Source organism: Aeromicrobium sp. JJY06 (assembly GCF_044069275.1).
GTDB lineage: Bacteria > Actinomycetota > Actinomycetes > Propionibacteriales > Nocardioidaceae > Aeromicrobium > Aeromicrobium tamlense.
Genome location: NZ_JBIMRD010000001.1, coordinates 1,245,034 through 1,259,174, shown reverse-complemented (window position 1 = coordinate 1,259,174; position 14,141 = coordinate 1,245,034). Strand labels below are relative to the sequence as shown.

Below are 14,141 nucleotides of genomic sequence, written 5' to 3'. Positions count from 1 at the left end.
TGCGAGGGACCGGACGTCACTGTCTGGCCGCACGAGACGCGCGCCGAGATTCGAAGCCCGAGATTAAACTTCAACCGTCGACGGTAGCAACGAAGATGAGGTTGGTCTCACGTTTGCTACAACGGGTGGTGTGACCTCGGTCGCACCGCCCGGAGCTCTCGCGCGCGGTGGCTGTCGCGGCTCCGGACTACGCTGGCGGCATGCCCCTGCTGACCGTCTCCGGTTCCCTGTCCGTGCGCGAGAAGATCGCCATCCCGCCCGGCGGGGTCGCCACGGTCAAGGTCGTCGACGCCGACGGCGAGGTGCTGGCCGCCACGGCGCTCGAGGCCGAGCAGGTGCCGCTGGGCTTCGAGGTCGCGATCGACCCCGAGGTCGTCTCGGGCGACCTGTTCGTGTGGGCGCTGCTGCGCACCGACGTGGGCGCCTGGGGCACCCTCGAGCTCGTCCCGGCCGACCTGGAGACCATCGACCTGACCCGGATCGGGGACTGACGCCGTGCCCCGACCGGGCCCGGCCGTCACGCATCTGAGCGATGCCGAGATCGCCGCGAACAACCGCCCGGTCCTGCGCCGCATCGCCGCCCTGCTGCGGCCCTACCGCCCCAAGATGGCCGCCGTCGCGGTCATCGTCGTCCTGTCGGCGCTGCTGACCTCGATCGTCCCGTTCCTGACCCAGGCGGTCTTCGACGACGCCCTGTTCGGCGAGGGCGGCCCCGACCTCGGCCTGCTCGGCTGGCTCGTCGCCGGCATGTGCGCCCTGCCGATCCTGGCCTCCACGCTCAACATCGCGCAGAACTGGCTGACCTCCACGATCGGCAACTCGGCGATGGCCGACCTGCGCAGCGAGCTCTTCGCGCACCTGCAGAAGATGGAGCTGGCGTTCTTCACCACCACGAAGACCGGCGCCATCCAGTCGCGCCTGGCCAACGACGTGGCCGGCGTCCGCACGGTGCTCACCGACACCGCCACCTCGATCCTGCAGAACACCGTCACCGTCACGGCGGCGTTCATCTCGATGGTGATCCTGTCGTGGGAGCTGACGATCCTCACGCTGATCCTCATGCCGCTGTTCGTGTGGCTGCAGCTGAAGGTCGGCCGGCGCCGCCAGCAGCTGGCCCGACGCACGCAGGAGTCGCTCTCGGAGATGACCGCGATCACCGAGGAGTCGCTCAGCGTCTCGGGCATCCTGCTGGCCAAGGTGTTCAACCGCAGCCGCTCCGAGGCCGAGCGCTACCGCGAGGCCAACCTCGAGCAGACCCGCCTGCAGGTCGAGCAGGCGATGACCGGCCGGCTGTTCTTCGCCACCGTGCAGACGTTCTTCGCCATCACCCCGGCGATCATCTACCTCTTCGCCGGCTTCATCATCGCGGGTCGGATCCCCGGCGACTCCGCGTCGCTCACCGCCGGCACCCTCGTCGCCTTCACCACGGTGCAGGCGCGCCTGCAGATGCCCTTGCTCCAGCTGATGCGGGTCTCGCTCGACGTCCAGACCTCGCTGGCGCTGTTCCGCCGCATCTTCGAGTACCTCGACCTCGAGCCCGCCATCGTCGACCGGCCCGGCGCGCGCGACGTGAAGCCGTCCGAGCTGGAGGGCCGGATCGAGTTCCGCGACGTGTGGTTCCGCTACCCCGAGCCGCGCGCGCTCACCGGCGAGACGGCCAAGGACCGCTTCGGCGACTCCTCCGGCGAGATCGAGGCCACGTCCACGGCGCAGGCCGACGCGTGGGCGCTGTCCGCGCTGTCGCTCACGATCGAGGGCGGTCAGCTGGCCGCGATCGTGGGGCCCTCGGGGTCGGGCAAGACCACCGCCACGTACCTCGTGCCGCGCTTCTACGACGTCGACCGCGGCCAGGTGCTGGTCGACGGGATCGACGTCCGCGACATCACGCTGTCGTCGCTGGCCGACTGCGTGGGCATGGTGACGCAGGAGCCCTACCTGTTCCACGGCACGATCCGCGAGAACATCGCCTACGCCAAGCCCGGGGCCACGCCCGACGAGATCGTCGCGGCCGCCACCGACGCCAACATCCACGACCGGATCATGGGCTTCCCGGACGGCTACGACACCGTCACGGGCGAGCGCGGCTACCGGCTGTCCGGCGGCGAGAAGCAGCGCATCGCGATCGCGCGCGTGCTGCTCAAGAACCCGCGCATCCTCATCCTCGACGAGGCCACCAGCGCCCTCGACAACGAGACCGAGCGGCTCGTGCAGGAGGCGCTGGAGCGCGCCACCACGGGCCGCACCACGCTCGCGATCGCGCACCGGCTCAGCACGATCCAGAACGCCGACGTGATCTTCGGCCTCGTCGACGGCCAGGTCGTCGAGCGGGGCACCCACGCCGAGCTGGTCGACGACGAGGCCGGACTGTACGGCCGGCTCTACCGCGAGCAGTTCTCCACGCACCGTCCCGCACCCGCCGCGGCACGTCCGCTGGGAGCCGTGGGGCACCTGCGTGCGGATGTCTCCCTCTGATTCCAGCGGGACGGACCAAAGTCGTGGCCACGGCCACCGCGGACTGCCAGAATCCACTCCATGACCGCCACCTACCTGGTGACCTCGGCACTGCTGGTGCTGTCGGTCCTGGCGGTACGGCACCACCGGCCGTCGGTGTCGGTGCCGGTGGTCGTCCTCGTGCTGGCGACGGCCGCGTGGAACGTGCTGCGGGCGATGCGCGGCCCCGGCGACACCGATCCGAGCGTCCTCGTAGCCGTCAACATCGTCGTCGTGCAGGTCTGCGCCGTGGCCTTCTACGTCGCGTGCCGGCGCCTGGTCCAGGGCCGGTGGCTGGTCTCGCCGTGGCTGTGGATCGGTGCCGTGTGGATCGCGGCGGTGAGCTTCATCGGCATGGTGCCGGCAGTCGGCATCACCGACGGTGACCACTACTACGACAGCCCGGTCTACGTCGTCCACCTGGCGTACTCGTTCACCCTGCTCGGCGGCGGCGTGCTCACGCTCAGCACCCGCCAGCACGACCCGTCGCGGCACGTCCGCCGGGTCGTCGTGGCCGCCGAGGTCGCGGCCGTCCTGATCATCACCTTCCAGGTCCTCCGTCCCACCCTCACGCCGCTGGCGATCTCGGGCCTGGCGTTCGTGATGGTCTGGACGACGGGCCACATCGCCGCGTGGTCACGGTCGGCGTCGCGCGCCGACCGCCTGATGGACTCGATCGGCGTCTTCATCTTCGTGATCGACCGTGCCGGGATGCTCCAGGACTGGAACGGCCCCGCCGCGAGCCTGCTGCGCCTCATGGGCCGCACCGCCTCGCACGGGATGGACCTCGCCCAGGCGCTGTCGATGCCCTCGCACTTCTCCGACGGATCCACGGTGTCGCTGCACGTGCAGGGCGCCGAGCTGCGCACGGCGCTGTCGGTCCACGCGGTCGACCCGCTCGCCCGCGGCGGCGACCTCGTCCTGATGTTCCGGCCCGTGCGCTCGTCGCTGGAGAGCTCGTCGTTCCCCACCGTGTCCGGCGCGCTCAAGGGCCACGACCCGGCCACGCAGACGCTCGGCCGCAAGGCGGCCCTCGAAGCCGTCCGGGCGGCCGCCGTCGACGCCACCCCGGTGATCCGGGTCGTCGTCGTGCCGCGCGGCCCGCGACGCGCCGACGAGGCGATGTTCCTCATCGCGCGCCGCCTGGAGGCGCGCGCCGCCGATCGCGGCTTCCCCGATGTCGAGTGGGCCCGCCTCGACACGTGGACCTTCGTCTCGCCGCTCATCGACGAGAGCTTCGAGGTGCTGACGGTGACGGTGCCCGTCGACGACCTCGGGCTCGACATGGAGGTCTCCCTCCACGAGCCGGTGCCCGGCGAGTCCCCCGCCGCATTCGTGCGCCGCGTGTCCGACGCCTACGGCCACGACACCGCCCAGGGCAGCTGAGTCCCCCGCACACGACGGAGCCCGCCACGACCGAGGTCGTGACGGGCTCCGTGGAGCTCAGGCGGACTCGCCCCTGCGGCGGCGGGCGGCGCCCGTGAGGCCGAGGCCCAGCCCCAGCGCGACGACGCCGAGGGCAACGATCGCGGCGGCGGGACCACCGGTGTCGGCCAGCGCGTCGCCGTCGCGGTCGGAGGCGGCGCCGTCCTCGTCACCGTCGTCGTCACCGCGGGTGTCGTCCCCACCGTCGGCCGCGCCGTCGGTGTCGGTGCCGTCGCCGTCCTGGTCGATGGCGTCGGGATCGGCGGTGACGTCGACCGTGACGGTCGCCGTGTCGCAGACCGGCGTCGGGGTGGAGTCGTCGCAGCGCTCGTACTCGAAGGAGTCCGTGCCGACGAAGCCCTTGGCCGGCGTGTAGCGCACCGTGCCGTCCGCCAGGACCTCCGCGACGCCGTGCTCGGGCTGCGTGGTGATCCGCGCGGCCGTGAGCGGGCGACCCGTCCGGCTGGTGTCGTTGTCCTCGACCGCGATGACGACCGGGCGACCCGTGATGGTCGTGGCCTTGTCGTCACCCGTCTCGACGGCGTTGACCCGGACGGTCACGGGGATCGTGACCGTGTGGCACTGCGTGGGACGCGAGGCGTCGCACACCTCCAGGTCGAACGCGTCGCTGCCGGAGTAGCTGTCGTTCGGCGTGTAGGTCACGGCACCGGTCTCCGGGTCGACGGCGACCTCACCGTGGGCCGGACGCCCGACGACACCCACCGAGCGGGGATCCAGCGCCGCGCCCTCGGAGGTCACGATGTCGGCCAGCGGGACCGTCAGCGCCTCGTCCTGGTCGGTCTCGGCTCCCTCGGCGGCGACCGGCTGGTTGGTGAACGCGTTCGTGACGGTCACCGTCACCGTGGCGGTGTCGCACACGGCGGTCGGCGTGGACGTGTCGCACACCCGGTACTCGAACGTGTCCTCGCCCGAGAAGCCGCGCTCCGGCGTGTAGGCGATGCGGCCGTCGGCCTCGACGCGCGTCTCGCCGTGGGCCGGGGCCGTGATGACCACCGGGTCCGCGAGCGCCTGGCCGGAGGCCGAGTCGTCGTTCTCCTTCACGTCGACGAGCACCTCGGTGGCGAGCGTCGTCGTGGCCGAGTCGTTCGCCGCGGCGACCGCGTTCTCGGACACCTCGACCACGATGGTCACGGTGGTGCACTGGGCCGGGACCGAGGTGTCGCAGACGCGGACCTCGAACTCGTCCGTGCCCGAGTAGCCCGGGTCCGGCGTGTAGGTCAGCTCGCCCGTGGTCGGGTCGACCGTCACGTCACCGTGCTCGGGATCCTTCGGGATCGTGACCGTGGTCGGGTCGAGCGGCTTGCCCGAGGGATCCACGACGTCGCCCAGCGGGATGTCCTTCGGCGTGTTCTGCGGCGTGGCGACGCCGTCCTCGACCGCGGTCTCCGGGGCGAAGACGTTGTCGACCGTGACCGTCACCGTGGCGGTGTCGCACACCGCAGTCGGCGTGGACGTGTCGCAGACCCGGTACTCGAATGTGTCCTCGCCCGAGAAGCCGTTCTCCGGCGTGTAGGTGATCCGGCCGTCGGACTCCACCACGGTCGAGCCGTGGGCCGGCTCGGTGACCACGGTCGGCGCCGCGAGCGACTGGCCCGACTCGCTGTCGTCGTTCGACCGGACGTCGATCGTGCGGGGTGTCTCGACGGACGTCGAGGCCTCGTCGTCGTCGGCCGTGACCGTGTTCGCGCCGACCGTCACCGTGACGGTGACCAGCGTGCACTGCACCGGGCTCGAGGTGTCGCACACGCGGACCTCGAACTCGTCGGCACCGGTGTAGCCGGCGGCCGGCGTGTAGGTGAGCTCGCCCGTCGTCGGGTCGACCGTGACGGTCCCGTGCGAGGGAGCGCCGGGGACGGTCACGCGCGTCGGGTCCAGCGGACGGCCCGAGCTGGAGGCGACGTCGTCCAGGTCGATCTTCTTCGCGGTGTTGTGCGGCGTCGAGACGCCGTCCTCGGCCGCGGTCCCGTCGGTGAAGACGTTGTCGACGGTCACCGTGACGGTGGCGGTGTCGCACACGGCGGTCGGCGTGGACGTGTCGCAGACGCGGTACTCGAAGGTGTCCTCGCCCGAGAAGCCGTCGGCCGGCGTGTAGGTGATCCGGCCGTCGGACTCCACCACGGCCGAGCCGTGGGCGGGATCCGTCGTCACGGTCGGCGCCGCGAGCGACTGGCCCGAGGCGGTGGTGTCGTTGCTGCGGACGTTGATCGTCCGCGGCGTCTCGACCGTCGTCCTGGCGGTGTCGTCGTCGGCGGTGACCGTGTTCGCGCCCACCGTGACGGAGATCGTGACGGTGGTGCACTGGACGGGGTCGGACGTGTCGCACACGCGGACGTCGAACGCGTCGTCGCCGGTGTAGCCGTCGTCCGGCGTGTAGGTCAGCTCGCCCGTGGTCGGGTCGACCGTGACCTCACCGTGGGACGGCTCGTCCGAGACGGTGACCTTGGTCGGGTCGAGCGGCTGGCCGGTCGCGGAGAGCACGTCGGCCAGTGGGATGTCCTTGGCCGTGTTATGCGGCGTGGTCACGCCGTCCTCGACGGCCGTCTCGCCGGCGAACACGTTCGTGACCGTGACCGTGACCGAAGCGGTGTCGCACACCGCGGTCGGGGTCGAGGTGTCGCACACGCGGTACTCGAACGTGTCCTCGCCCGAGAAGCCGGCGTCCGGGGTGTAGACGACGCGGCCGTCGATCGTGACCGAGGTCGTGCCGTGCTCGGGCTCCGAGGTCACGGACGGCAGGGCGAGCGCCTGGCCCGAGGCCGAGGTGTCGTTCTGGCGCACCAGCACCGGCACGGAGGTCCCGACCGACGTGGTCGCGGTGTCGTCGACCGCGCCCACGGTGTTGGCCGAGACCGTCACCGTGATCGTGACCGTGGTGCACTGCGAGGGGCTCGACGTGTCGCACACGCGGACGTCGAACTCGTCGTCACCGGAGTAGCCCGGATCCGGGGTGTAGGTCAGCTCGCCCGTGGTCGGGTCGACCGTCACGTCACCGTGCGCGGGGGCGCCGGGGACGGTGACCTTGGTCGGGTCCAGGGGACGGCCCGTCGCCGACGCGACGTCGTCGAGCGGGATGTCCTTGGCGGTGTTCTGCGGCGTGGTCACGCCGTCCTCGACGGCGGTCTCGTCCACGAAGACGTTGTCGACCGTGACGGTCACCGTGGCCGTGTCGCAGGCGGCGGTCGGCGTCGTGGTGTCGCAGACGCGGTACTCGAACGTGTCCACGCCGGAGAAGCCGGCGGCCGGCGTGTACGTGATCCGGCCGTCGGACTCCACCACCGCGGAGCCGTGGCCCGGCGCGGTCGTGACCGTCGGCGCCGCGAACGGCTGGCCCGAGGCGCTCGTGTCGTTGGTCCGGACGTTGATCGTCCGCGGCGTCTCGACGGACGTCGTGGCCTCGTCGTCGACGGCCGTCACCGTGTTGGCGGTGACCGTGACGGAGATCGTGACGGTGGTGCACTGCGCGGGGTCCGAGGTGTCGCAGACGCGCACCCGGAACTCGTCGGCACCGACGTAGCCGGGCTCCGGCGTGTAGGTCAGCTCGCCCGTGGTCTCGTCGACCGTCACCTCGCCGCGGGCGGGCTGGTTCGCGACGGTGACCGTCGTCGGGTCGATCGGCTTGCCGGTCGCGGAGACCACGTCGTCGAGCGGGATGTCCTTCGGCGTGTTCTGGCGCGTCGTGACGCCGTCCTCGGCCGCGGTCTCCTCGGCGAAGACGTTCGTCACCGTGACGGTCACCGTGGCGGTGTCACAGATCGCCGTCGGGGTCGACGTGTCGCAGACGCGGTACTCGAAGGTGTCCACACCCGAGAAGCCGTCGGCGGGCGTGTAGGTGATCCGGCCGTCGGACTCCACCACGGCCGACCCGTGGGCGGGATCCGTCGTCACGGTCGGCGCCGCGAAGGGCTGGCCCGAGGCGCTGGTGTCGTTGGTCCGGACGTTGATCGTCCGCGGCGTCTCGACGGACGTCGAGGCCTCGTCGTCCTCGGCGGTCACGACGTTCGGGGTCACCGTGACGGCGATCGTGACGGTGGTGCACTGGACGGGGTCGGACGTGTCGCACACGCGGACCTCGAACGCGTCGTCGCCGATGAAGCCGGCGGTGGGCGTGTAGGTGAGCTCGCCCGTCGTCGGGTTCACGCTGACGGTGCCGTGCGCCGGACCGCTGGGGATCGTCACGCGGGTCGGGTCGAGCGGGCGGCCCGACGCGGAGACCAGGTCGGCCAGCGGGATCCGCTTCGGCGTGTTCTGCGGCGTCGTGACGCCGTCCTCGACCGCGCTCTCGTCGCTGAAGACGTTCGCGACCGTGATGGTGATCGTCTGGGTGACGTCCTGGCCGGAGGCGTCGCGGAGCGTGTACGTGAAGCTGCCGGTGCCGGAGAACCCGGCGGTCGGGCGGAAGGTCACGACGCCCGCGTCGAGGCTGACGGTGCCGTTCTGGGCGCCGCCCACGGCGTGCAGCGTGAGGCCCGAGCCCTGGCCGAGCGCCTCGAGGGCGCCCGCCGTGATCGTCACCGGGGTGCCGACGGTCGTGGACCGGCTGTCCGGGTCCGCCTCGGGCGTGACGTTGATGATGACGGTCACGAGCGTGCCGTCCGAGGTCCGGTAGGTGAAGGAGTCGGGTCCGGAGTAGCCCGCCGGGGGCGTGTACGTGTAGCGACCGCCGGCGTAGGCGATCGTGCCGCCCTGGACCGAGGTGCGGTCGTACGTGCCGTTCGAGCTGTCGGTGACCGTGGCCGGGACGTCGACCTGCGTCGCGATGACGACCTGGGTCTCGGCCGAGGTCGGCGGCGCGGGATCGGGATCCTCGTTGCCGATCGCGTAGGCGCGGTTGATCAGCGGGCCGGGGGTCGAGGGCGCGGTGGCGCGCACGGTGACGACCGCCTCCTGGCCGACCTCGAGGTAGCCGCCGTTGCAGGTCGCGATCTTCTGCGTCGTGCCGGTCACGACGCACGACGTGTCCGTGCTGGTGACGGAGAGGTTGGCGAGGTCGTTCGGGAGGATGTCGTTGAGGACGAAGCCCGACGTGTTGCCCGGGCCCTCGTTCTTCACGACGACGCGCCACGTGATCGGGTTGCCGACGACGACCGTGGCCGGGCCGGTCTTCGTCACGCTGAGCTTGGACGGGAGCGCGGTGGAGCAGTTCGTCGCGTCGCTGCGCTGGTTGGCCGGCGCGGTGACGCGGCTGATCAGCTCGAAGGTGGGCGACGCCTGGTCGGCGTTCCGGATCGCGATCTGGTACATGGAGCCGTTGGTCGCGATGAGGGCGAGGTTGCCGTTCGTCATCGTGAACGCCGAGCCGTAGGAGTTCGTCGGCATGACCGCGGTCGGGACGGCGAAGCTCGTGACCGCGCCCGTGGTCGGGTTGATCCGGTAGAGCGTGGAGGACTGGCCGTAGTTCGCGGCCCACAGGTAGCCCTTGAGGAACGTCAGGTCGGCGAAGCGGATGCTCTGCGACAGCGTGATCGTGGTGCGCGTCGGGCGCGGGGTGCTCGTGGCGCTCGTGACGTTCTTCAGACCGGCGATCTTCTGGATCGTGGTGGTGCCGGCGTTGCCCGAGGCCACGTAGTAGTTGCCGTCGGCGTCGAACTCGCCGCTGTCCCACAGGGTGCTGGGAGGTGCGCCCAGGGCGGTGTTCGCATCGCCGAGCGGCGTCACGACGCCCGAGCGGTTGATGCGCGCGAACGAGCCGCGGATGTTGGTGCCCGAGGTCTGGCCGTAGAACGTGCCGTAGAGGTATTCATCGGTGGGGTTGAACGCCAGACCGTTGAACACGTTCTGACCGGTGAAGTTCGACCCGATCTGGGTCCACTGCGAGCCGCCGGTGGTCGTGTACGAGCCGGAGTTGAGCTTCACCGTGCCGACCGGCTCCTCCGCCTGGGCGAAGAAGCGCGGGACCGTGCAGTCGAACGCCGGCGCCGGCGCCGCCTCCGCGGCCGGTGCGGGCGCCAGGACCGTCATGGTTCCGGCGAGGCTGAGGGCGATCAGCATGAAGGCTGAGGCACAGGTGAGCAGTCGGCTGCGCAGGCGGAACGCCATGGACATACGAGACCTCTCGGGCGGGAGATGCAGAGCACGCAGGAAGGCGCGAGATCGCACCGTCCGGCGCGACCTGGACCGTCATTGCCGCGGCCCCGAAGGAGCGCGATCCGACTCCCTCAGGATCCGCTCGCCCGGGACGCTACCTGTGACAGAGGGTGCTGATGGTGTTTTCGGGGCGCGGTCGGCGAAGACCATCCTCAAAGGGTCCCAAAGAACTACACCATCAGGACCAAAGTGTCATGACGCACACCACACGAGTCACAGGAGGCGCACTCAGAACCACCCGTCGCGTGTCGGCGACGCTGGCGGCTACGGCGCGAGACCCACGTACTTCGTCTCGAGGTACTCCTCGATGCCCTCGTCGCCACCCTCGCGACCGAAGCCCGAGGCCTTCATCCCGCCGAACGGCGCGGCCGGGTTCGACACGACGCCCTGGTTGATCCCGACCATGCCGGTCTCGAGGCCCTCGTAGACCTTGATGGCGCGCGAGTAGCTCTGCGTGAACGCGTAGGCCACGAGGCCGAACTCGGTGTCGTTCGCCATCCGCAGCGCCTCGTCGTCGTCGGTGAACGTGAAGATCGGCGCGACCGGGCCGAAGATCTCCTCGCGCCAGACGCGGGCCTCGGTCGGGACGCCGGTGAGCACCGTCGGCGGGTAGAAGTAGCCCGCGCCGGCCGGCACCTCGCCGCCCGTGAGCACCTGCGCACCGTGCTCCTTCGCGTCGTCGACGAGCTCGGCCACCTTGTCGCGCTGCTTCGCCTCGACCAGCGGACCGACCTCGGCCTGCTCCATCCGCTCGGCGAAGCGCCGCGAGAACTCCTCGGCGAGCGACTCGTGCACGATGAAGCGGTTGGCCGCGGTGCAGGCCTCGCCGATGTTGCGCATCTTGGCCAGCATCGCGCCGTCGACCGCCTTCTCCAGGTCGGCGTCCTCGAAGACCAGGAACGGGGCGTTGCCGCCGAGCTCCATCGAGACGCGCAGCACGCCCTCGGCCGCCTGCTCGATCAGGGTGCGGCCCACCTCGGTGGAGCCGGTGAAGGTCAGCTTGCGCAGCCGCGGGTCACGGATGATCGGCTCCATCACCTCGCCCGTGCTCTTCGTGGTGACGATGTTGAGGACGCCGTCGGGCAGGCCCGCCTCGGTGAGGATCTCGCCCAGGGTCAGCATCGTGAGCGGCGTGAGCGACGCCGGCTTGACCACCATCGTGCAGCCGGCCGCGATCGCCGGGCCGATCTTGCGGGTGCCCATCGCCAGCGGGAAGTTCCACGGCGTGATCATGAGGCACGGCCCGACCGGCTGCTTGAGCGTGAGCAGGCGGGTGGCGCCGTTCGGCGCGACCGAGTGCCGGCCCGCGATCCGCACGGACTCCTCGGCGAACCAGCGGAAGAACTCGGCGCCGTAGGCGATCTCGGCCTTGGACTCGCTGACCGGCTTGCCCATCTCGGCGGTCATCTGCTCGGCCAGCTCGTCGGTGCGCTCGGTGATGATCTCGAACGCCCGCCGCAGGATCTCGCCACGATCACGCGGGGCCGTGCGCGCCCAGTCGGCCTGCGCGGCCACGGCGGCGTCGAGCGCGGCCCGGCCGTCGGCGGCCGAGGCGTCGGCCACCGTGGCCAGCGTCTCCCCCGTCGCCGGGTTCTCGACCTCGAACGTCGCGCCGCCCTCGGCGTCGCGCCACTGTCCTGCGATGAAGAGCTGGTGGGTCATGTGTCGACGCTACCCCGCACGCGAGAACCCTTCGACCTGTCAGAATGCGGACCGTGCTCGACACCTTGCGGGGGGTGCTGCGTCCGACCCTCCCGGGTCTGGTCGGCGCCCTCGTCTTCGCCCTGCTCTCGCTGACCCCTTCGCTGCTGCCTCGCCCGGCGCTGTTCCAGGGGCTCGTCACCGGCATCACGGCGGTGATCGGCTACGGGCTGGCGGTCGCCCTGGCGTGGGTCTGGCGCGCGTTCGCCGACCGCGAGGCGCGCCGGCCGTCGCGACGTGCGTGGCTCTGGACCGTGGGCGTCGGCGTGGTCGCCCTCGGCGTCGCCGACATCGTCAGCGTCCGCCAGCAGGACCGGGTGCGCGAGCTCATGGGCATGGGCGAGGCGAGCGCCTGGCGGTTCGTGACCGTGCCGCTCGTGGCGGTCGTCGTGTTCTGCCTGCTGCTCGCCGCCGGACGTGGCCTGCGCCGTGCCGCCCGGTGGCTGTCGGACCTGCTCGCCCGGCGCATCGGTGCGCAGGCCGCGCGGGCCACCGGCTTCGTGGTGGTGGCCGCCCTGACGTTCTTCACGCTGAGCGGCGTCGTCTACGACAACGTCATCGCCGCCGTGGACTCCTCGTTCGCGCTCGGCGACCAGCAGGTCTCCTCGCGCCTCGACCCGCCCGAGAGCCCGCTGCGGTCGGGCAGCCCGGAGTCCGAGCTGGCATGGGAGGACCTCGGCCGGCAGGGTCGTCGCTTCGTGGCGCGGGGGCCCAGCGGCGACGAGATCGCCGCGTTCACCGGCCGGCCGGCGCTCGACCCCATCCGCGCGTACGCCGGCACCGCGAACGCCGAGGACGTCGAGGAGCGGGCGCGGCTCGCCGTGGACGACCTCGAGCGGGCCGGCGGCTTCGAGCGGGCGAACCTGCTGGTGGCCGGCACGACCGGCTCGGGCTTCATCGAGCCGAGCGCCTCGAACTCCTTCGAGTACCTGACCGGCGGCGACTCCGCGATCGTGTCGATGCAGTACTCGCACCTGCCGTCGTGGGTGTCCTTCCTGGTCGACCAGCGCGCCGCGCGCAACGCCGGGCGCGCGCTGTTCGACGCGGTCTACGAGCGCTGGAGCGCGCTGCCCGCCGACTCCCGGCCGCGGCTGTACCTGTTCGGCGAGAGCCTCGGCTCGTTCGCGCTCGAGACCGCATTCAGCGGCGAGGCCGACCTGCGCAACCGCACCTCGGGCGGCCTGTTCGTCGGACCGCCCGGATTCAACTCGCTCTACACCGAGTTCCGCGAGCAGCGCGATCCCGGCAGCCGCGAGATCGAGCCGATCTTCCGCGACGGCCGCACTGTGCGGTTCACGAACGACCCGTGGGGGCCGACGATCCCGCTGACGCGACCGTGGGACGGGCCGCACGTGCTGTACCTCGTGCACGCGTCGGACCCGATCACGTGGTGGAGCCCCGACCTGATCTGGAGCAAGCCGGACTGGCTGTCCGAGCCGCGCGGCTCGGACGTCGCGAGCGCGATGCGCTGGTACCCGATCATCACGTTCTGGCAGACCTCGGCGGACATGGCCGTGGGGATGGCCGTGCCGTCGGGCCACGGTCACGACTTCGTCGGCGAGCACGTCGCCGGCTGGGCCTCGGTGCTCCAGCCCGAGGGCTGGACCTCGGCCGACCTGCGCCGCCTCCAGCAGCAGATCGTCGACGCCGACACCGAGAACGCGGGCGTCCCCCCGTCGCTGCGCGACTGAACGAGGTTTCCTGTCACTTCACGTGGTTCGCAAACCTCGTGAAGTGACAGTTTCCCCGGTTAACCGGGGAAACTGTCAGCGCTCGCGCGGGTCGCGGAGCTCACGGACGCGCGTGACGACGAACCAGCCGCAGACGACGAGGACCGCGAGGATCACGAGGCGCTGGAACCAGTCGGCGTAGGGCTCGATGACGTGCCAGTTCTCGCCGAGGGTGTAGCCGGCGCCGACGAAGATCGAGTTCCAGAGGAGGCTGCCGAGCGTGGTCAGCAGGAAGAAGATGCCGAAGGGCATCCGCTCGACGCCGGCCGGGATCGAGATGAGGCTGCGGAAGATCGGCACCATCCGGCCGAAGAAGACCGCCTTCGTGCCGTGCTTGGCGAACCAGGCCTCGGTGACCTCGAGGTCGCGGACCTTCAGCAGCGGCGTCTTGGCGAACACCAGGGCCGTGCGGTCGCGGCCGAAGGCCCGCCCGAGCCAGTACATGATGCACGCGCCGATGACCGATCCCGCCGTGGTGGCGAAGAGCGCGCCCGCGAGCGTGAAGCGACCCTGGCTGGCCGCGAGGCCCGCCATCGGCAGCACGATCTCGCTGGGAATCGGGGGGAAGAGGTTGTCCAGACCCACGGCGAGGGCGGCTCCGAGCAGGCCCATGCGGTCCATCAGGTCGACCATGAACCCTGCCAGTCCATCGATCTGCTGGTCGCCCGCCTGCGTCATCACCCGGCAGAG

7 protein-coding genes are annotated in these 14,141 nt (G+C 71.1%); 4 read left to right on the top strand and 3 right to left on the bottom strand.

Annotated features, from left to right (window positions below; genetic code table 11):
- The first annotated feature begins 200 nt into the window (after positions 1-200).
- The 3 genes from ACGWYL_RS06310 to ACGWYL_RS06300 are packed head-to-tail and all read left to right on the top strand — an operon-like array spanning position 201 to position 3,876.
- Positions 201-491 (top strand): YbaY family lipoprotein, encoded by a 291-nt coding sequence (locus tag ACGWYL_RS06310; RefSeq protein WP_269304550.1) that lies wholly within the window; start codon positions 201-203, stop codon positions 489-491.
- 4 nt (positions 492-495) lie between these two features.
- Positions 496-2,472 (top strand): ABC transporter ATP-binding protein, encoded by a 1,977-nt coding sequence (locus ACGWYL_RS06305; protein WP_395486701.1) that lies wholly within the window; start codon positions 496-498, stop codon positions 2,470-2,472.
- A gap of 60 nt (positions 2,473-2,532) precedes the next feature.
- Entirely contained in the window at positions 2,533-3,876 is a 1,344-nt protein-coding gene (locus ACGWYL_RS06300; RefSeq protein WP_395486700.1) for a hypothetical protein, read from the top strand.
- Positions 3,877-3,933: 57 nt separating this feature from the next.
- Here ACGWYL_RS06300 and ACGWYL_RS06295 read toward each other — a convergent pair whose 3' ends face one another.
- On the bottom strand, positions 3,934-9,972 hold the full coding sequence (locus ACGWYL_RS06295; RefSeq protein WP_395486699.1) for an Ig-like domain-containing protein: 6,039 nt from the start codon (positions 9,970-9,972) through the stop codon (positions 3,934-3,936).
- Between the two features lie 312 nt (positions 9,973-10,284).
- Complete coding sequence (locus tag ACGWYL_RS06290; RefSeq protein ID WP_179427251.1) at positions 10,285-11,682, bottom strand: NAD-dependent succinate-semialdehyde dehydrogenase; 1,398 nt, start codon at positions 11,680-11,682, stop codon at positions 10,285-10,287.
- A 53-nt stretch (positions 11,683-11,735) separates the two neighbouring features.
- Here ACGWYL_RS06290 and ACGWYL_RS06285 point away from each other — a divergent pair, with 53 nt between their 5' ends.
- Positions 11,736-13,412, top strand: coding sequence for an alpha/beta hydrolase (locus ACGWYL_RS06285; protein WP_395486698.1), 1,677 nt, complete (start codon positions 11,736-11,738; stop codon positions 13,410-13,412).
- Between the two features lie 75 nt (positions 13,413-13,487).
- On the opposite strand, the gene ACGWYL_RS06280 is transcribed toward ACGWYL_RS06285, so the two are convergent.
- Positions 13,488-14,129, bottom strand: a complete 642-nt coding sequence (locus tag ACGWYL_RS06280; RefSeq protein WP_223303165.1) for a DedA family protein — start codon at positions 14,127-14,129, stop codon at positions 13,488-13,490.
- Positions 14,130-14,141 lie beyond the last annotated feature (12 nt).